This window comes from Pseudomonas alkylphenolica (genome assembly GCF_004025535.1).
In the GTDB taxonomy this organism is placed as follows: domain Bacteria; phylum Pseudomonadota; class Gammaproteobacteria; order Pseudomonadales; family Pseudomonadaceae; genus Aquipseudomonas; species Aquipseudomonas alkylphenolica_A.
Map to the genome: position 1 here is coordinate 119,535 of NZ_QJRG01000048.1, position 19,782 is coordinate 139,316.

At 63.6% G+C, this 19,782-nt stretch carries 14 protein-coding genes and 1 riboswitch; of the genes, 4 read left to right on the plus strand and 10 right to left on the minus strand.

Annotated features, from left to right (window positions below; all coding sequences use genetic code 11):
• Positions 1-4: 4 nt before the first annotated feature.
• Both mnxG and DM813_RS21360 read right to left on the minus strand, forming a co-directional pair.
• Complete coding sequence (gene mnxG, locus DM813_RS21355; RefSeq protein WP_128325391.1) at positions 5-5,863, minus strand: manganese-oxidizing multicopper oxidase MnxG; 5,859 nt, start codon at positions 5,861-5,863, stop codon at positions 5-7.
• 191 nt (positions 5,864-6,054) lie between these two features.
• The gene (locus tag DM813_RS21360) at positions 6,055-6,657 is read right to left on the minus strand and encodes a lytic transglycosylase domain-containing protein (protein WP_128325392.1); all 603 of its coding nucleotides are present in this window, start codon (positions 6,655-6,657) and stop codon (positions 6,055-6,057) included.
• A gap of 177 nt (positions 6,658-6,834) precedes the next feature.
• Between DM813_RS21360 and gspG the strand changes: the two genes are divergently transcribed.
• The 4 genes from gspG (at position 6,835) to DM813_RS21380 (ending at position 10,006) form a co-directional block, all read left to right on the plus strand.
• Positions 6,835-7,257 carry a type II secretion system major pseudopilin GspG gene (gene gspG, locus DM813_RS21365; RefSeq protein ID WP_128325393.1) on the plus strand — a complete coding sequence of 141 codons (423 nt, stop codon included), beginning with the start codon at positions 6,835-6,837 and terminating at the stop codon, positions 7,255-7,257.
• A 15-nt stretch (positions 7,258-7,272) separates the two neighbouring features.
• Positions 7,273-8,460 (plus strand): type II secretion system F family protein, encoded by a 1,188-nt coding sequence (locus tag DM813_RS21370; RefSeq protein ID WP_128325394.1) that lies wholly within the window; start codon positions 7,273-7,275, stop codon positions 8,458-8,460.
• A gap of 38 nt (positions 8,461-8,498) precedes the next feature.
• Positions 8,499-8,613, plus strand: a riboswitch (TPP riboswitch).
• A 79-nt stretch (positions 8,614-8,692) separates the two neighbouring features.
• Positions 8,693-9,340: a TenA family protein gene (locus tag DM813_RS21375; RefSeq protein ID WP_128325800.1), complete on the plus strand. Its 648-nt coding sequence runs from the start codon at positions 8,693-8,695 to the stop codon at positions 9,338-9,340.
• Positions 9,341-9,343: 3 nt separating this feature from the next.
• Positions 9,344-10,006, plus strand: a complete 663-nt coding sequence (locus DM813_RS21380; protein ID WP_128325395.1) for a TenA family protein — start codon at positions 9,344-9,346, stop codon at positions 10,004-10,006.
• Here DM813_RS21380 and qhpG read toward each other — a convergent pair.
• The 8 genes from qhpG to DM813_RS21420 all read right to left on the minus strand — a co-directional run bounded on the left by qhpG (position 10,003) and on the right by DM813_RS21420 (position 19,766).
• Positions 10,003-11,307: a flavin-dependent monooxygenase QhpG gene (qhpG, locus tag DM813_RS21385; protein ID WP_128325396.1), complete on the minus strand. Its 1,305-nt coding sequence runs from the start codon at positions 11,305-11,307 to the stop codon at positions 10,003-10,005. The two genes, DM813_RS21380 and qhpG, sit on opposite strands and share 4 nt — an antisense overlap.
• Complete coding sequence (qhpE, locus tag DM813_RS21390; RefSeq protein WP_128325397.1) at positions 11,300-11,980, minus strand: subtilisin-like serine protease QhpE; 681 nt, start codon at positions 11,978-11,980, stop codon at positions 11,300-11,302. The genes qhpG and qhpE overlap by 8 nt, the downstream gene beginning before the upstream one ends.
• The gene (locus DM813_RS21395; RefSeq protein WP_128325398.1) at positions 11,970-13,703 is read right to left on the minus strand and encodes an ABC transporter ATP-binding protein; all 1,734 of its coding nucleotides are present in this window, start codon (positions 13,701-13,703) and stop codon (positions 11,970-11,972) included. The genes qhpE and DM813_RS21395 overlap by 11 nt, the downstream gene beginning before the upstream one ends.
• Positions 13,704-13,713: 10 nt before the next feature.
• On the minus strand, positions 13,714-15,621 hold the full coding sequence (locus DM813_RS21400) for a sigma-54-dependent Fis family transcriptional regulator (RefSeq protein WP_128325399.1): 1,908 nt from the start codon (positions 15,619-15,621) through the stop codon (positions 13,714-13,716).
• 196 nt (positions 15,622-15,817) lie between these two features.
• A complete protein-coding gene (locus tag DM813_RS21405; protein ID WP_128325400.1) occupies positions 15,818-16,852 on the minus strand; it encodes a DUF1214 domain-containing protein in 1,035 nt (344 codons plus the stop codon).
• Between the two features lie 26 nt (positions 16,853-16,878).
• Positions 16,879-18,285: a DUF1254 domain-containing protein gene (locus tag DM813_RS21410; protein ID WP_128325401.1), complete on the minus strand. Its 1,407-nt coding sequence runs from the start codon at positions 18,283-18,285 to the stop codon at positions 16,879-16,881.
• A 39-nt stretch (positions 18,286-18,324) separates the two neighbouring features.
• A complete protein-coding gene (locus tag DM813_RS21415) occupies positions 18,325-18,894 on the minus strand; it encodes a DUF2889 domain-containing protein (RefSeq protein ID WP_128325402.1) in 570 nt (189 codons plus the stop codon).
• 44 nt (positions 18,895-18,938) lie between these two features.
• On the minus strand, positions 18,939-19,766 hold the full coding sequence (locus DM813_RS21420) for an SDR family NAD(P)-dependent oxidoreductase (RefSeq protein WP_128325403.1): 828 nt from the start codon (positions 19,764-19,766) through the stop codon (positions 18,939-18,941).
• Between the last annotated feature and the right edge of the window lie 16 nt (positions 19,767-19,782).

Sequence of the window (19,782 nt, forward strand, 5' to 3'; positions counted from 1 at the left end):
TCCCTTACTGCGCTGGCGGTGTAGTCGGCGGTGTTTCGTCCGTTACTCGCAAGATGCCCCACAGGCCCGAGGCATTGCCGTAGGCGGCGTAGTCACGGAACAGGTAGTCACCCGGTACCGCATTGCCGCCACCGGCGCTGGGCACCATGAAGCTGAAGTGCGCAGCCGGCAGCACGCTCTCCTGGGCGCCGATGTACATGGCCTGCGGGTTGTAGCCGAAGCGCACCGAGCCAATGCCGGGCTGGGCCATGGGGTAACCGCTGACATCGGACTTCTCGGGCAGGAAGTTATGCAGCGGCCACAGGTGGCCATCGAGCTGGAAGGTGGTGCCGCGGCTGCCACCGGTTGGCATCAGCACATGGGTCCGCAGTGCCTGGCCGGGTTTGGCCCACAGCACCGGCGTTTGTGGATCGCCGCCAACCAGCGCGTTGCTGTAGGCCATGTGGGCGTTGGGAATATCCGCCCAACCGTTGCCATCGGCGTGGCCGAACGGTGCGTTCGGTGCAACGCCGAAGCGGTACCACAGCGGCTCGGTCTTGTAGTTGATGGCCATGTTGGAGTTGTCTTGCGGGTCGGTCGGCACGCCGTTGCCTTCGGCAGCGATGCCCTCCACAGGTCGACCGTTGGCCCAACGGGTGTTCAAGGCCTTCTGGAACACCAGGGCAAAGTCGCGGTAAGCGTTGGTGCCCGGTACCTGAACAGTGGCCGAGGCACGGCTGGCGGTGTCCTCCGTCCAGGTTGCGGTTTGCGGCAGAATGCTCATGGCGCCGACCAGGCCTTTTTGCGGTTGCTTGATCACATCCGCGGGGGTCAGGTTCAGGCCGCCAAACTCGATGGCCGTGGTGTTGATGTTGTCCACCGAGCGGCCGGTTTGCGTGACCGGTTTGCCTTCGCGCTCCAGGTGCCCGGCGTAGTACTGGTAGACCTTGCTTGGGTACGCACCGCTGCTGCCGGTACGCGGTGGCACGGTTTGCACCGGGTTCAGGCCGACGTTGACACCGTCCGACTTGGTGATGTCGTAGGCCAGCAACTGCGCATGCAGGCCGACATGGCTGGATGGACGCATCAGGTTGTTGTTGAAGGTGGTAGCGCCCTCGCTGTCATTGCGGTTGCGTTTGACCATGCCATGCATCACCGCCGTACTGGCCAGGTCCGGCATGACCATGGGCAGGCGGTTCTCCAGGGTCACGCTCAGGCAGTCACCGGCTGCAGCGCGCAGCACCAGCGGCTCGACCGGTACACCGGGCTTGAGTTTGCCGGTAATCGGATCAAGGTCGCTTTTGCGCACGTAGAGCACCGCGGTCGGGTCGTGCAGCGGCCCGCTCTGACCGCCGATGGTGAAGGTTTCGCCATCCTCCGGATCGGTCACCGTCACCTGCGGGATGTTCACTGCACGGCTGTTGTAGACCAGGGTACCGCCGTTGGCCTTGAGCGGACCGCCGACGTGCTGGCCGACGCCTGCCGGGTCGTTGATGCTCAGGTTGAGCGGGTTGCTGAGGATGTCGTTGGCCAGGGCCGCGACAATCTCATAGCTGCGCTTGACCGTGGCACGGGTACCGATGCCGTTGGGGTTGGCAGTAAAGCGTGGGCAGATACCGTCGAATGCCACGGTATTGCGTGCCGCCATGGGTTGCGGGTTGTTCGGCAAGGCGAACAGGTCGGTGCGGCTGTTGGTGTAGTTGCGCATGATGCCCCACAGGCCGTTCCAGTAGCCCTCAAGCGACGCGTCCAGGGAGTATAGATAGTCACCATTGGGTGCCGAGGCGCTGGAAATCATCGACACCGGCGCCATGAACCCCAGTTGTTCGGAGATGCCGACCATCTGCGAAGCTTTCCACCCCGAGTTCGAGCTGTTGCCAAAACCCGAGCCGTTCTGCAGCCACTTGACGCCGTGCAACGTCACGTTGTGTTCCTCTTCATGGCCACCGGCGTGCATCCGCAGGCGCACGTTGTCACCGGAGTAGGTGCGCAACATCGGCGTGAACGGGTCGCCCGGCTCACCACCGCCCTTGTTGATGTGCGGTGGGAACAAGGTGGTGCCACCGGTAGGGCCGACGGCCGAAGTGATCGCCTGTGGCGCCAGATTCAGGGCAGGAATCGCCCGGTCGATTCGGCTTTGCATGGCGTACGCCAGGTCGCCGGCCATGCCGTCGGCCTGCATCCCGCGCTTGCCGTCAGGCCCGACCCGGTTGGGGTCGTAGACCCGCAGTGCCAATGGCTCGTTACGGTAGTTGACGACGAACATGCCAGGGTCATCCACGGAAATCGCCTGTGGGCACGGCCGGCTCGGGCACGACGGCATCAAGCCGCCGCGGGCCTCGGTGACCGCCTCGAGCAGGCTCTCGGCTTCTTTGCGCACTGGCGGGTTGATGGCGTAACGGAAGCTGTCTGCCGTTGCCGGGAACGCCTGGGCATTAGGCACGCCATCCGGGCCTGCGCCGACATACACGCCCGCCTCGTAGGCATGCTGGAAGTCGCTGTACTCCAGGAAGAACTCGCGGTAGCTGTCGTTACGACCGTCGCCATCGAGGTCACCGGTCTTGACCACGGCTTGCCAGGAGGTTGGCCCGCCGTCTTGACGCAGCGCGGTGTTGTACAGTTGCTCACCGGTTTCTGCGTGGTACCAGGTCGACCCTGCCGGTTCTGCCAGCACGGTGGCGTACAGGCCCAGTTGCTGGTGCGTCGATGGGCCAAGGTGGTCGTGGGTAAAGATGGTGCCCAGGCCGCGGTCGACGTTGTTGACGTTGACCACCGGGTCTGCGAACCAGCGCTGCATCGCCGTGCGGGCGCCCATCCAGTCGGCGCGCCCGAAGCGGCCGAAGAACGGATGCGCCTTGGCCACCGGACACTCTGCAGTGCCTTCACGCGGGTCGCCGCTCTGGCATTCGTTGAACTCGCGAATGGCATGAATGCGCTCAACCACGGTGCCGGGCGAGAGGATGCCGTCTTCGTAGTTCCAGCCGTTGGCCGAACCGTCGGCAGCGGTGAGGTCCCACTTGGGCAGGTGGATGTGCTGGCCGATCACATCGGTCGGCGTGCGCACCTGGTAGTCATCCATCTCGTAGTACGACGGAATCAGGTTGGTGTGCTGGTACATCACGCAGTCGAAGGTGTTCATGCGCATCACCAGTGGCTCAGGTGGGCGCTGCTTGTTGATCACCGGCCAGACGTCTTCCCAGAGGGCAATGATGCGCGCCTGCGGGAAGTGGTAGCCGACCTTGTTGTACACCGCGTCGAACTGGATGTTTGCACCTTTGTAGATGCGCGGGCGGTCGGCGGTGAAGGTCGAGGAACCGGTGAAGGTCATGCCGTCCAGGCGTTCGCCACTGTTGAACTCACCGGTGCCGGCCGCCGAGGTCAGGCGCTTGGCACGGTCGTCCATGCAGGGCTCGTAGTACGGTGCGCCGGCCGTTGGCAGCGCGCCGTTGGTACGGAAGTTTCGCGCCACCAGTTGCTTGCCCGGCAACACGGCATAGCTTGGGTGCTCAAGCTTGGAGTGGAAGCTCATGGCCGCCTGTTCGACGTCCGTGCCCTCTTCGGGCAGGAACACCGCCTTGGCTTTGGTAACCTGCTTGGAGAAGTCCAGCGCAGTGGTGGTCACATCCGCTTCACCGCCATCGGCCACACCTTGCAGTGCATGCCGCGGCAGCCCGCCATCCCAGCCGCCGACCTGAGTCGGATCAAGGTTGGCCCACAGGGCATTGCCACTGTTTTTAAGTTGCTGCGCCTTGGTCGGGTCGAGCATGTCCAGCGGTGGGGTTGGCGGACGTTGGCCCACGGTGCTTTCAATGCCGCCGATCCAGAACGGATAACCGGGGTTTTTCAGGGTGCCGTCGGCATTGCGGTTGGCTTCACTGCGGTCCACCAGGGCGACCGAGCCTATCGCGCGAGGCGCGGCTTCATGATGACCGCTGTCATCATCACCTTCCTCCTCATCGTCATCATCCTGTTCAGCCACCAGCGTTTCCGAGAGTTTCGGAATCACCGCCACTTTGCCCGGCATCGGCGCCATGGCTTTGCCTGGCAGCGGTACGACCGCCGGAATCGGTGTACCGGCGATGATCTCGCCGTCCGGCAAGGCACGTGCGCCCGACGCCGGTTTACCGTTACGCAGGGCAAAAGGCGTGGTGTGGTAGCCGTCCTGGCCTTGGCCGGATACTTCCAGACGCGTGCCTTCTTCGAACACATCGTGCACCCGCCACATAGTCCACATGCCTTGGGCAAAGTGCGGGTAGAAGTGGCAGTGATAGATCGCATCGCCCGCTACCCGGTTACGGTTGCCCGAACCACCGTTAGCGATTTCGTATGTATAGCCGGCACCCGGGCCAATGCCCTGGGCATCGACATAGTCGGAATTGTCGTCATTGGGGTTGAACAGCCATTGGTGGCCGTGCAGGTGGAAGATGTGCTGTTCGTGGCCGTTGTGGGTATTGCGGAATTTGACGAAGTCACCAATGTAGCTGTGGTTGACGTTGGACGGCTCGGCCGGGAACAGTGCCATGGTGGCTTTGACCCCGACCTGATCGGCCGAAGGCGTTTCCCCGGGACGAATGTTCTCGAGCCCGACGTTGGCAGGCACATCCACCAGCATCGCCACGTCACCCACGGTGTGCGAGCTGAGGAAGAACTCTTCATAAGAGCAGGACAGGCAGTCATGCATCGGCCCGACACCCAGGCGGTTGGCGATCACCTCGGCGCCCATGCCGCCAGAGCCGTAGTTGATCATGAACGAGTCGCGGGTCGGCTCCAGTACATGCCCCATCACCGGGTCCGCCCAATAGCCGGGGAAGGCCTGGGTGACAGCTACCTCGTCGGTGAATTGCGAGGCAAAGTCGCGGAACGGCTCCAGCCGGTTGGGCAGTGCCGGGTTGCGTTTGCCGATGCTTTCCAGCGGATAGGTGGAAGGCGGGAAGCTACCGTCAGCATTGGAGCCCATGACCACCGCATCGGATTCGCTGGAGATGATCTCGTTGCCATCGACCATGGCAATGATCGGCGTACCGGCCTTGCCTTCACGCAACCAGGGTTCGCGCTGCGGATAGCGCGCCTGGTAATCGACTATCGGCTGTCCGGTCGGTGCACGGCCAGTGGTGCTCAGGCGCATCTCTTCTTCGGTCAGGGTGTTGCGGTAGGTGCGCCCACCTTTGGGGACCACCACCATTTGCCCGAACAGACCATTGGCAACGTTACCCGCGGCGCCTTCGCCACCAAAGGTGGCGCCACGGCTGGAGACGGCAAAGGCACCTTCGCGTTCGGCATACAGGGTGTAGGAGCGTGTGCCTCCCGGGGCCACCAGGTAGTTGCTGTTGCGCCCGGTATTGGCAGCAATGTCACCAATGCTGTTGACCGCCTGCATGCCGTTAACCTGAAAGCCGACGTGGCGGTCGGTGACCTGGTCGTCGACCACTTCACCTTCCTGGCCACCTACCTCGACTTCCTCTGCGCCCTCCTCTTCGCCCTCTGCTTCGATCTCCTCACCGGTATCGTTGGAGTGATTCGGGTTGGCCTGATAGGCCAGCAGGTTCTGCAGGTTGACGGTCAGGCAATCGCCGGCCGCCACCCGCAGCACAATGGGTCGCGGGCGCTTGTCCGGGCGCAAGGTGACCTTGCCCGGTACGGCGGCCCCGCCATTGGCCAGCGACACCTGATGCTCGTCGACCACATCGCGACTCAAGGCGAACATCATGCCGTTGGCATTCTGCGCACCGAGGCGGTTGAACATCAGTGGCTGGTCCAGCGCCACCACGTTGGCCACCAGATTACGCTCGCAGCGTACGGCAGCTTCACCCTCCGACTGCCACACAAAGGTGACGGCAGAGATCAGCATTGAAGTCAGGACGGAGCCTTTGATTGGTGTCATCATGGCGTGCCTCTGGTGATGCCGGGAACTTTGGAGGGGCTGCAGCAAGCCCCGTGCCAGTCTTTTTTGTTGTTTTAAATCAGTCAGTTAGGGGTGTTAATGAATCTCAATTGGGGGTTATCCCCCGAAATTCCCCAGTATTCGGGGGCGGCCCCGTAGCTGTCCCCATTACCCGCACCCGCCAATACCCCCGATCACAGCGGCGCATCCATTGCCAGCCCCTGTAACCGCCGATACTGGCGCAACACCTTGGGCACATAGCGCTGCGTCTCGGCATAAGGCGGAACTGCGCCGCGGCGCATGACTGCGTCGGGGCCGGCGTTGTAGGCCGCCACTGCCAGGGTGATGTCGTTGTCGAACATCGTCAGCATGCGCTTGAGGTAGCGCGCCCCGCCCTGGACATTCGAGGCCGGGTCCAGTGAATTCTTCACCCCGAGCTCGCGCGCGGTCCCCGGCATCAACTGCATCAGCCCCACCGCGCCACTCGCCGACCGCGCGTTGGGGTTGTAGCGCGACTCCGCCTGAATCACCGCATGCAGCAGCGCTGCCGGTAAATCGTTGGCCTCGGCTGCCTCTGCCACCAGCTCGGCATAGGGCATGCCGGTGATCAGTTGCGGCTGGTCAGCATTGCCCAGGCTGGCAACGGGTTCACTGACCACCCGCTGATAGGTCCGTCCGGGTCGATGAACGTTGGACAGCACATAGCTGCCGTCAGCCTTTACCGAGATGTACACATCAGCTTCGACCGGGCCTGTACAGGCCAGGCACGCAAACAATCCTGCAGTAAGCCAGCGCATAGTGCCGCCCTCCCCGTTGCGTCCCCCGAAAAGTGGGGCATATGCCCCGATTGCCGAGGCTTTTGAGCTATGACGCAAGCACTGTGCCGCCTTGCCGGGCGCGTGGCGCAAAGGCTTGAGGCAGACGCGCACGGCATTTGCATAAAGCCCTGCAGGCGCACAACGGAGGGCCTGGGCATGAACAACATAAAACGTTCGCAACGGGGATTCACTTTGCTCGAACTGCTGGTGGTGTTGGTGGTGCTGGGCCTTTTGGCCGGGATCGTTGCCCCCAAGTATTTCAGCCAGCTGGGCCGCTCTGAGGCCAAGGTGGCACGGGCGCAGATCGAAGGCCTGAGCAAGGCCCTTGACCTGTACCGGCTGGAAGTGGGGCATTACCCCAATACTGAGCAAGGCCTGCAGGCACTGGTGACGGCCCCCAGTGACGAAGCACGCTGGTCCGGGCCCTACTTGCAGAAAAAAGTCCCCCAGGACCCGTGGGGGCGTAACTACATCTACCGCCAACCCGGTGAAAACGGCGAGTACGACCTGCTGTCCATGGGCAAAGACGGTCAACCTGGCGGCGATGGCGAGAATGCCGAGGTCACCAGCTGGCAGTAAACGGAGGATCAGCACATGCGCTATGAGCTCAAGGCGTTGGGTAAATCCGGTGTGGTCCTGCTCACACTGGACGCGCAAGATGCCGGCCAGGCCCGCTTGCAGGCCGAGCAACAAGGCTTGCGGGTGGTCAGTGTGCGCAGCGCCGAGCGCTTCGCGCAGTTGCGCTGGCGCCGTGCTGAAGCCTTCAACCTGGTGCTGTTCAGTCAGGAACTGACCACCCTGCTCAACGCCGGCCTGCCGTTGATTGACGCGCTGGAAAGCCTGGCGGAAAAAGAGTCCGCCCCGCAGGCGCGCAAGACGCTCAGCGAACTGGTGCGTCTGCTGTATGAGGGCAAGTCGTTTTCACAAGCCCTGGGCCAATTGCCCAGTGTGTTCCCGCCGCTGTATGTAGCCCTGGTGCAGTCGAGTGAAAAGACCGGCGCCCTGGGCGATGCACTGGGGCGTTACGTCGCCTACCGCCAGCGCATGGACGAGGTTCGCCAGAAGATCGTCAGCGCCTCGATCTATCCGTTATTGCTGTTGTTGGTCGGCGGTGGCGTGGTGCTGTTTCTGCTCGGCTATGTGGTGCCGCGCTTTAGCCTAGTGTTCGAGGGGCTGGGTACCGAGTTGCCCTGGCTGTCACGCTGCCTGATGCAGGCCGGGATGTTCCTGCATGCTCACCAGGCAACACTGGGGCTGGGCTTTCTGGCGTTTTGCCTGAGCCTGTTCGTACTGCGGCGCGACCCTCGCGTGCGGCGCTGGCTTAACCGCCAGCTGGAACGTTTGCCTGCCCTGCACCGGCGGCTGGTGATGTACGAACTGGCGCGCTTCTATCGCTCGCTGGGCATTTTGCTGCAAGGCGGTATCCCGGTACTCACCGCCATGGAAATGGCCCGCGGTCTGCTTGGCGCTGCAGCCAAACAGCGGTTGCAGCACGCCTGTGACCGGGTGCGTGAGGGGCTTTCATTGTCGGCGGCACTGGAAGTCGGGCAACTGGTCACACCGGTGTCGCTGCGCCTGCTGCGGGCGGGCGAACAGTCGGGTAACCTCGGGCAGATGATGGAGCGCAGCGCCGACTTTTATGATGAAGAGATCAGCCGCTGGATCGAATGGTTCGTGCGCCTGTTCGAACCTTTGCTGATGACCTTCATTGGCCTGTTGATCGGGCTGATCGTGATCCTGATGTACATGCCGATCTTTGAGCTGGCTTCAAGCATTCACTAGCGCGTGACGTGACAAGCGATTGCACTTGCTGTATAGATTCGGCCACCAAGGGGAGCCCGGCAACGGGCTGAGAAACCGCTGGCACCAGCAGCGCGGTGACCCTTCGAACCTGATCCGGATCATGCCGGCGAAGGGATGGGGATTGCCAACCTGCCTTTTTGCCGGTCTCACTGCGAGGCCGCCCATGTCTGATGTACCCGGTCTCGCTGTCGCCCGCTACGAGGACAGCACGATGACCGCACGCTTCACCGATACCCTGCGCCAACAGAGCCAGCCCACCTGGACGCAGATCATTGAACACCGCTTCGTCAATGAACTGCTCGACGGCAGCCTGAGCGACGCAGTGCTGAGCAATTACCTGATCCAGGACCACCGTTTCATCGATGCCTTCCTGACCTTGCTCGGTGCCGCCATTGCCAGCGCCGACACCTTTGACGCGCGGATTCGCCTGGGCCGTTTTACCGGAGTGATCGCGGGCGAGGAAAATACTTATTTCCTGCGCGCATTCGAGGCCTTGGGTGTTTCCGAGGCGCAGCGCCAGCAGGCGCCGGATTCGGCGCCCACGGCAGGCTTCAAGGCAATCATGCGCGAAGCCGCGGCCACGCGCTCATATGCAGCCGCCCTGGCCGTGCTCAATGTCGCCGAAGGCCTGTACCTGGACTGGGCCTTGCGCGCGCCCGCAGCGCTGCCACCTCGCTTTGAACATGCCGAGTGGATCACCCTGCACAACAACCCGGACTTCCAGAGCTTCGTGGCCTTCCTGCGCGCCGAACTGGATCGCGTTGGCCCTGCGGACACGGCCATCAGCAATGACTTCTTCCAGCGCGCCGTGGCACTGGAGCAGGCGTTTTTCGACGCCGCCTACGACATCAAGGGGTAATGCATGGATATCTTCGATCGCCTCAAACAGGCCGCCGCCAGCGACTGGAACAGCTACGTCGAGCATGATTTTGTTCGTCAGATGGGGGCCGGCACCCTGGCGCAACCAGCCTTTCGCAAATACCTGGTGCAGGATTACCTGTTCCTGATCCAGTTCGCCCGCTCCTGGGCGCTGGCGGCCTACAAGAGCCGGACCCTTGCCGACATCCGCGCGGCGCAGGCGGGCCTGGCGGCAATCCTCGATGAAACCGAGCTCCATGTCCGGCTGTGTCAACGTTGGGGGCTGTCGCCTGATGACCTGGCCGCTACGCCGGAACATCAGGCCACCGTCGCCTACACCCGTTTCGTGCTCGACTGCGGCGCGGCGGGCGACCTGCTCGATCTGCATGTCGCCCTGGCGCCCTGCGTAATCGGTTATGCCGAAATCGGCCGCAACCTCGCCCCCGACGGCATCGAGGCGCTGGACGATCATCCGTACCGCGACTGGATCGGCGAATATGCCGGCGCCGGCTACCAAGGGGTGGCCACCGCAGCACGCGCGCACCTGGACGACCTCGCCTCACGGGCGATGACCGAGCGGCGTTTTGAAGAGCTGGCCAAACTGTTCGGCCAGGCGTCCCGACTTGAGGCCGACTTCTGGCAGATGGGCCTGGATGCTATCGGCTAACCACGATACCCCTGGGCGACAAGCCAGGCGCGCAGCATGGACTGCTGCGCAACCGGCCGGTTGCTCAGCAGCGCCTCAAGTTGCTGTCCGGCCTGCAGGCCGTGCACCAGCGGCGCCAGCTCCACGCCCTGCACATGCCAGATACCCAACGGCTGGTCCGGGCCGACGACCACCTCGGCTTCATCAATCAGCCCGTCGCGAATGACCGGGCGGCGGTCGACGCGTAGCTGACGGAAATCAGCCGCCGCATGAATTGGCTGGTCATCCGGCCAACTGCGGCGCGGCGCCCAGAATGGCTGATCGATGCCACGTTGTTCCTGGGCATAGAAGTCCCGTCCGATCCGCGCAAAACGCAGAAACAGCTGTTCGATCCGCTCCTGGTGGAAGCGCTTGGCCAATGCCGCGCGCTGCGGATGGCGCAGCAAGGTGTTGATCACCGCAGGGGCCTGCAACGCTGAAGACAAGGATTGGAAGATGCCGTTACCGGACAACGGATCCACTGCCATCGCGGCATCGCCTACACGTAGCCAGGTGTCACCGACACAGTCACCCGCCAGAATTGCCGTGCTGCTACGCGCATGCAGTTCAGCCAATACCCCGACATGCTCACCGAACAACTCGCAGGCCAAAGCCGACTGCTGCCGGCGCTGCGCGCAATACGCGGGGAGCTGCGCACGTGGCGGCAGGCTGCTGGTGCTGCTGTCGAGGGTGATCTGCCAGTAGCAACGGCCATCGGCCAGGCGTGCCATCCACGCCCAGCCATCGTCGAGGCTTTCCACCGCCGACAGCGGTTCACCCGCTTCGCCCTGCCAGAGGTTGAGCAGGCTGACGCTCTCCGGACCACGCAATCGGTTGGCCGTCAGCGGCGCCTGGCGGCCACGGGCCTCGACCAGAAAGTCGGCCTGCAGCACCTGCCCGCCGTCCAGTACCACCCGATGCCCCAGTGCAGTGTTCTCGACATCGCGAACCCGCCCTTCGATCACCGTCACCCCGGCATGGCGCAGGTCTTCACGCAGTGCCCGGTCAAACAGCTGGCGGTCGAGCAGAAATTCCTGATTGAGTTGCTGACGGCTGCCGTTCCAGTCCACCCGTCGCCGTGCCGGCACGGCAGCCTGCTCCAGTGCACGGCTCAGCCCGGCATGGCGCATGCCGTCGAGTACGCGCTGGGATACGCCCTCTACTGCAGCAAAACGGCGCCAGTCCGACACCAGCTCAACGGCATAGCCCAGGTGCCGTAAGCCCATAGCGGTGGCGCCGCCCGCGGGCCCTGCGCCAAGAATCACGATACGCGGTTCAGCCATGCTCACCTCCGCGGCGCTCAGGCCCGACAAATGCCGCCTGTTCGCGCAAATGAGCAATGAGTTGATCGCGGCTGGCCCCTGGATGCATGCGCCAATAGGCACACAGTTGGCCGCTGAAGGTCGCGCAGGCAAGGCTTGCACCGGCGGGCCCATCGCGCTCCCCCACGGCTGCGCCGAAATCTGCTTGCACGGTGTTCAGCCAGGACCACTGGCCTTCACGCAAGCGGGCATCGCCAGTAATACGCAACACGCCCGGGTAGCTGGCCGGGTAGACCGGCGCACCTCGCGCCGGGCTGGACGCACATAACAGCACCCCGGCGTCCTGTGCTTGCGCGCAGGCCTGGCGCAGTACCGGTCGATCCTGCGCCAGGCCCAGGCTCAGGTTGACCAGGGTCACACCTTGCTCCACAAGCCACAGCAACGCTGCGCTGACCTGCAGCACCGAGGTGGCGCCACGGCTGTCGAACACCTGGGCCATGCTTACCGCAACGCCGTCGGTTTGCTTCAACAGCCGCGCCAGCACGGCAGTGCCGTGGCCCAGGCTATCGGCCTGCAGTTCACCTTCGCAAAGCATGCCCTGTTCCAGCCAGAAACGCCGCCCGCCTGCCAGATGCCCGGCCTGCTGCGCGGTACAGCCCGAATCGATTACCCCGACATGTACCTCATTCACCATGGCGCAACGACTCCTGCCATACCGCTTGCAGGCGGCCGCTCTCAAGGTGCAGGTGCAGGTCGGCATCCGCCAGGGTGCTGGTGCGGTGGCTGATGAGGATGCGTGTGCGCCCGGCGAACAACTGGTCGATAGCCGCGATCACTTCGCGTTCGGTGGCTTCGTCCACTGCCGAGGTGGCTTCGTCCAGCACCAGCAGCCGCGGGTCCTGAAGCAAGGCCCGGGCAATGGCGATACGTTGCTTCTGCCCGCCCGACAATTGCTGGCCGCGCTCGCCCAGCTGACCGTCCAGGCCCAGCGGCAAGGCGTCGACCAAACCCTCCAGGCGCGTCAGGCGCACCACCCGTTCGAGGTCCTCGCGGCTTGCCTCGGGCACGCTGTAGGCGAGGTTCTGCGCCAGGGTGCCACGAAACAGCACAATGTCCTGGCTGACCACGGCGATCTGCTTGCGCAACGCCAGCAGATCCAGCTCACGCAGGTCGGTGCCGTCGAGCAGGATGCGGCCCTGGTCCGGGTCATAAAAGCGCTGCAGCAAGTCGATCAGCGTCGACTTGCCAACGCCCGAGGCGCCACTGATGGCGACCTTGATCCCGGCCGGTATGCAGATATCGACACCGCCGAGTACCGTGCCCAGGCGCTGTTCATGGGCAAAATGCACCGACTCCAGGCGCAACTCGCCGGGCCCGACAGGCATCGGCGAAGGCGATGCGGCCTGATGCACGCCGACGGGCTCCTGCTTGAGCTCCATCACCCGCCCGAGGCTCACGGCCATGCGTTGCACCGCCACATACAGGCCCAGCAGGCTTTGCACCGGCCCCACGGCCATGCCGAGATAAGTGGAAAAGGCGATCAACGCACCCAGTTGCCAGGTGCCCTGGATCACCCAGTAGCCGCCGACCAGAAACGCACAGGCGCGACACAGCGAGGTCAGCGTGCCCGGCACCGCCTGGGTGAAAAACTCGGTGACCTGCACCCGCAGCAACTGTCCCATGTAGCCCTGCCCCAGGTGCTCCAGGCGTTCGGATTCGCGGCGTTGCTGCCCGGCCGCCTGGATGAACTTCATCGCCGGTAGCGTCTCGACCATGAACGAGGAGACATCGGCAGAGCGCTCGCGCAGGCTGCGCACTTCACGCTCGACCTTGCGCCGCATCCAGCGCAGCCACAGCACTTCGACGGGAATCAGCAGCGCCAGCAACAACGATAGTTGCCACGACAACATCAGCATCAGGGTCACCGCGCCGATCAGGCCGATTACGCTGGAAACAGCAGCGAACAACGAGTCCACGGCAAAGCGCTGAATCTCGGCAACGTCACCGTCAAGCCGCGAAAGGATGTCGCCGATACGTTTGCGCCCGTAAAACGCCGGCGACAGCTGTTGCAGATGGCGATACAGGTCGTCGCGCAGGGCAAACAGAATGCGCCCGGACAGCCGCGTGTGCAGGTAGCGGTTAACGCCCGACAGCAGCATGCCGGCAATACCCACGGCGATCATGATCGCCGCCATGTGCCACAAAACCTGGAAGTCCTTGGCCAGCAGGCCCTGATCGATCAGGGTCTTGACCAGCCAGGGTTGCACCAGCACCAGTAGCGAAGCGGCAAAGGATAGACCCAGCAACACGGCGACCGCGCGCCAGTGCGGGCGCACGAAACCGTACAGCCAGGCCAGCGCCCGGCGCATCAGCTCCGGGTCGGAGGCGTTGACCAGCCTGAGGAAAATACCACCCATCACCGGCCCCTTAATCGCGCAGCTGCTTGAGTTTTCGGTACAAGGTCGCGCGACTGATGCCCAAGGCGTCCGCCGCGGCCGAAACGTTGCCCTGATGGCGGGCCAGGGCCCCGCGGATCAGTTCCACTTCGTTTTCGCGGATGCTGCCGCTTTGCTGCGCACTGCCGTTGAGCTCATCGAGCAGACAATCGGTCAGGTGTTCCAGGCTCAGCTGCTGTTCATCCGGCTCGCGCATGGCCAGTGCCGAACGCAACACCATTTCCAGCTGGCGGATGTTGCCCGGCCAGTCGAAGTTACCCAGCAATTCGCGCAGGCCTTTGTCGAGGCTGACGCCTTCGGCGCCGAACTTGCCCAGCAGGCTGTCGATCACCTCGTTGAGGTCGTCGCGGTCACGCAAGGCTGGCAGCTGCAGGCTGACGCCATTGATGCGGTAGTAGAGGTCTTCCCGAAAATGCTGGTCGAGGACCAGGCGCTTCAGATCGCGGTGCGTTGCGCAGATCACCGCGACATCGATGGCCTGCTCCTCGCCGCCGCCCAGTGGCGCAACCCGGCGTTCCTGCAGCACCCTGAGCAAACGCGCCTGCAGGGCCAACGGCATGTCGCCGATCTCGTCGAGGAACAGGGTGCCGCCATGCGCCTGGGCGAGGCGCCCGACCATTCCGCCACGGCGTGAACCGGTGAACGCCCCTTCGCGATAGCCAAACAGTTCCGACTCGATCAGCCCTTCCGGGATGGCCGCGCAGTTGACTGCAACAAAGGGTTTGTCTGCACGCGCGCTGGCCTGATGCAGGGCGCGGGCGACGACTTCCTTGCCGGTGCCTGTCTCGCCGAGCAGCAGCACCGGTAAATCATTGTTCAAGCCACGCTGGGCCATGCGCAGGGCCCGGGCCAGGCGGGCATCGCTGCCTGCCAGGGCGTCAATCTGCGCAGGTTTAGGCGCCGGCAATGCCTTGCCGGCAGGCTGCGCAGCCCCCATGTTGGCCCGCCGCGGCAGGTGCACCGCACGGAAGAAAAACTCACCCTTGGCGGTCTGCACGCTGCTGACCCGGTCGGTCCACAAGCGGGTGAGGAAGGTTGCCGTGCGTTCGCCCATCAGCTCGCTGCAACGTCGGCCAATCAACGCCGGACGCAGCAGGTGGAGCAACTCGCAGGCACGGTCGTTGGCCGCCAGCACCTCGCCATCGAGGCTCAGGGCCAACAGGCCGTGCCAGGCACTGCCGAGAAATTGCGGGCGGCTATGGAAAGCCAGCACCAGTTGTTCGGGGTAGCACAATCCGAACAGGCGGCTTTCGATGTTGCTGGCCGCCAGAATCAGCGTTGCCAGGTTGTCCTGGGGCTGGGCCATGACGCCTTCGCGGGTCAGGTCGAGCACGCCGATCACGTGCCCCTGCGGGTCGCGCAATGGCACGGAAGTACAGGAAAACGGGCTCAGTCGATCGAGGTAATGCTCACCACAGTTGATCAGGGTTGGCCGCCCTTCCACCACGGCGGTGCCGATGGCGTTGGTGCCGCGGCTCGACTCGCTCCAGCAGCTGCCCGGATGCAAATCGCGCAATCCCACCTGGTTGAGCTCGGCGGTCTGGCCGCCGATGGCCAGAATGTTGGCCTGGGCATCACCGAGGATGATCATCGCACTGTTGCCATGGCGATTGACCAGGTATTCCATTTCCGGTGTCGCGGCGTCGATCAGCAGCCGGTTGCCGTCAAGCAATGCCTGCAGGCGATGCCGTGCATCCAGCTCGACCTGCTCGTCTTGCAGGCAGCTGAGGCCGTATTCCAGGCTACGCCGCCAGGAGGCGTCGATTTCGTCACGCAGCATGCCCTGGGGCAAGGCGCCCTCGCTGATCAGCTTCAGGCGGACCATTCGCGAGGCGTGCACGGGGTCGGTCGTATTTGTTATTGGTATGTGTCGCGGCATGTCTCACTCCAGCGTGCTTTCTCCAGCGCTCTGCTTTTAAAAGCAAATGTCGACTTCTCACTGCTGATGCGATTGCTCCATCACCGCTGACTTTACTCTAAATTCCTCCGCTTCCACACTTCGCCATCACCTGTCGCCGTGTCGGTGCAGGCCAAGCCCCGACACGGCGATCTTTGTGCTTGCCTGGCCGATTGAATCAGATGGCCGGTTTGGCCTCGGGAAACTGCCAGCTCCCGTCCAGCACCTGGGCACGCGGTTTGTACATCCGGGTCATATAATTCCAGCCCGGCGTGATCGGCAGGCAGTTGCTGGCCCCGCTCTCACAGCCCCCAAACTGCACGACGATACTGCCATCGGCCTCGCGCTTGGCGGTGAGGTTGTTGAGGGTGTAGCGATTGAGCGGGTTCGGTTCGAAATAACCGGCGGCGTTGTACACGCTGATCGACCAGAACGCATCCACCGGCACGTCCTTGACGGTGAGCTGGTAGCGGGTAACGCCATCATTCCGGGCGGGCGATACATTGAGGTAGAACGCATCCCTTTCCTGGTTGCCGCCCCAGGCCGAGGCGCTGCCGATAAAGTGCCGTACCGGGTCGACTTGCGCCGGTGTACCGAACATCCTGCGCGAATCCGGCACCGTTGCCGCCAGCAACAGCAGCGAATTGCGCACGGCATCGAGGCTGGCAGTGTCCCACTGTGGTACCTCGAAACGCCCCGGCCCACCCGCTTGCTCCACCTTGATCCGGTCCTGGAGGGCGCGGCCGCTTTGCACGTCGCTGGCGGATGCCGGGTCGACCAGGGTGCGTACGCCCAGCAGCACGTAGCGCGTACCGACCGATTCGCGGCTGAACTGATAGTTGCCAGGCGCGTAGGCCACCCCTTGGGTGTATTGGTCTTCGTTGATGGCCATCAGCGAGAAATACCGTTGGCCGGCATCCGGCAAGGTCACGGTCACGGTCACCGGCCCGGCATCCAGGTCGAACACTGCTGATGAGTACAGCGTGTCGCGGTTCGGACGGATGACTACCTGGGTGGTGACCGGTACCAGATCGCGGTTGTGCACGAAGGTGCCAAAGCCGCCCCGGGCAACGACCCGGCTGAAAAACTTGTGTGATTCGGCGCGGACAAAGTTATCCGCGGTTACCCGGGTGCTGCTGACTGCAGGCTCTTCGGCCAGGCACACCGGGGCGATCAGGCTGAGCATAAGCAGGTAAGTGCGTAACGAATGCATGGTTGCCTCCTTTGACAGGTGGTGGGTCAGTCGATGCGTTGAACTTTCGGTGCCTGCCAGCGGCCATCCAGCGCCTCAGGCTTGGGCCAGTACAGGCGACCGGCCAGGTAGAAAGGCCCGTCAGGTGCAGGGAGCCAGTTGGGCACAAGCGCACTATCAGGTTGTGCATGCTGGATGTAGAGGGTCACCCCGCCGTCGGCATCCCGCTTGAGGTCGCCCAGCATCGGTGAATTGATCAGGTAGCGGTTCAACGGGTTGGACACCAGCAGGCGGTTGGCGTCGTACAGGGTCAGCGACCAGAACGCATTGACCGGCGGCAGCTGTCCGGGGGCAAAGCGCAGGGTGTACCGGTGCTGCGAGGCATCGAGCTTCTGCCCCTGGGCATCCAGGTAAAACGGCGGGTACAGCGTTTCTTCGCGGTCGTTGCCATACAGGCCGGTAACGGTCGCGCGCATACGGTACAGGTAGTTGTTGGCCAGGTAGTCTCGGCTACCTAGAAAACGCGACGTCGACACCTCGCCACGCGCCACCTGCTGGCCCAGCGCGTCGAAGTCTTTCCAGGCGTCGGCGATGCCCGCGTTGATCGCTGCACGGATGTCCTCAGGCCAGGCCTGCTCGTCAAAGGTCAGGCCGGGGCCGATGCCCAAGGCCACAAAGGACTGCATCAGCGCCTTTTCCGAGGGATGGATCGGCGACAGCCTGAGGACAAAGTTCAACTGATTGAAAAACGCCGGGTCGGTGCGCTCGGCTTGTGCGCTGAGCGGCACGGGAAAGTTCACGGCGGGGGCGGCCGCCGGCGCCGGCTGTCCGAGGTAGGCCGAGAGCGGCTGGACCTTGTAGCCGGCCTGAACCTTTTTCACGTTTTCCAGATCGTCCGGCCCGCGCAACTGGGTACGGTAGAAGACAAAGGCAAAACGGGTTTCGGAACGCAACACACGGTCGATGCCCGGCGGCACGCTGCCGTGCCAGTCGGGGCCCGCAATCAGGAACCTGCCGCCACCGTTGCCCGTGGTGCGGCTACCGACGTAGCCGAAGTTGTACGTGTAGGCGTCAACGAACTGCGCCGAGTAATAACGCCCGTCCTTCACCGGTGGCATCGTCAGCACCAGCGGCTCCGTACCGAGGTCGGCGCCCAGTTGCGAATACGGGGTATCGGCATTGGGCGTCGGGTAAGCCTTGTCATCCGGGGTGTAGATGCGCGCGGTGTTGTGCAAGGTGTTCCACGGCGCTTTGAATTCGGGGTGTTGGCGGTCCTGAAAATAGGTGTACTGCACCCGGTAATGGTCCACCAGCGGGAAACCATAGATATAGGCTTGCTTGGCAATGCTGCGGGCCTGTGCGGGTGTCAGGCTGTCGGCCAGCGTCAGCGGCGCCTGGCAGAACAGGGTCAGCAAGGCCAGCAGGAGGAAGCGTTTTATTGTGATTATGCTCACCGGGTACTCCTTGTCGTGATGCAGGGGCGCCGCAGCCCGTCAGCGCGGCGCAGGGTCTTCGATGGGTTGCCATTCATTGGCCAGGCGTGCCGCTTCGCCATCAGGGTGATACGCATGGCAGGTGCCGATCACCCAATGGCCGGGCAGCTGATAGTCGGGGTCGCGGCGGGCACGCTTGCGTTGCTGCATGCGCATCAGCGGCGCCAGGGTCTGGATGGCGGTCGTCGCCATGGGCCCCAGCAGTTCGGTGAGGTGCGTGCAGCCCTTGATGCCCCCTACCCGCTCGGCAACACGCTTTCTGAAGCCGGGGCCGATGCTCACCCCCACCAATGCCGAGTAGGCGCGGTTGATCTGACTGCACACCGGTGTCGGCGCCTGCTCCGACACGGCGGTGAGCTGCTGGATGACCAGCGAGCGGTCGACTGTCATGATCACGCGCATGTAGTGCAGTACGCCGTTGGCCGGGATCGTGCCGTAGGGAAACTCGGTGTCTACGCCCTTGGTGTCAAGCAGACGCCCTTCGATATCAAACAGTCCGTCGTCACGCTCAAAGCCTGTGCACACCACCTGGCGGGTATGCAGCAGGCGGCGCTTGGTTGTCAGGGTCATATGCACTCCGCACAGGCGGCGCACCGAAGTGCGCCGCCGCGTTTTCAGACGTTGCCCAGGCCACCGCCGCAGACCAGCACCTGGCCGCTGACGTAATCGGACTCTGGAATGCAGAACAGGTAGACGGCGCCGGCTGCCTCCTCGGTGTTGCCGGGCCGGCCCAGCGGAATCAGGCTCTTGGATTGCTCGACAATGGCCGGGCTGATGCCGACCTTGATCTCGCGGCCTTCGATGTTGATGTAGTTCGGGTCGCCCTCAACCGGCTGGGTCTGGCGGGTTTCGATATGGCCGAAGGCAACGGCGTTGACGTTGACCTTCATCCGTCCCCACTCCTTGGCCAGGCACTTGGTCATGCCCAGCACGCCGGCCTTGGCCGTCGAGTAGTTGACCTGACCCGGGTTGCCGCTGGCCGACACCGACGACACGTTGACCACCTTGCGATTGACCACGCGACCCTCAGCGGCCTCTTTCTTGGCCATGGCACTGATGATCGGCTGCGCGGCGCGCAGGATGCGGAACGGTGCGGTGATATGGCAATCGATGATCGCGTACCACTGCTCGTCGCTCATCTTCTGGATCACGTTGTCCCAGGTGTAGCCGGCGTTGTTGACGATGATGTCGATGCCGCCGTAGTTGTCGACCGCGGTCTTGACGAAGCGGTCGGCGAAATCCACTGCGGTAACACTACCGACGCAGGCTACGGCGTCGCCGCCGGCGGCGCGGATCTCGGCAACCACTTCTTCAGCGGGGCCGGCGTCAAGGTCGTTGACCACCACGCGCGCGCCATCGGCGGCGAGTTTCAGTGCCACGCTGCGGCCGATGCCACGACCGGAACCGGTCACCAATGCAACTTTGCCTGTGAGTTTACTCATGGGGGATAGTCCTTGT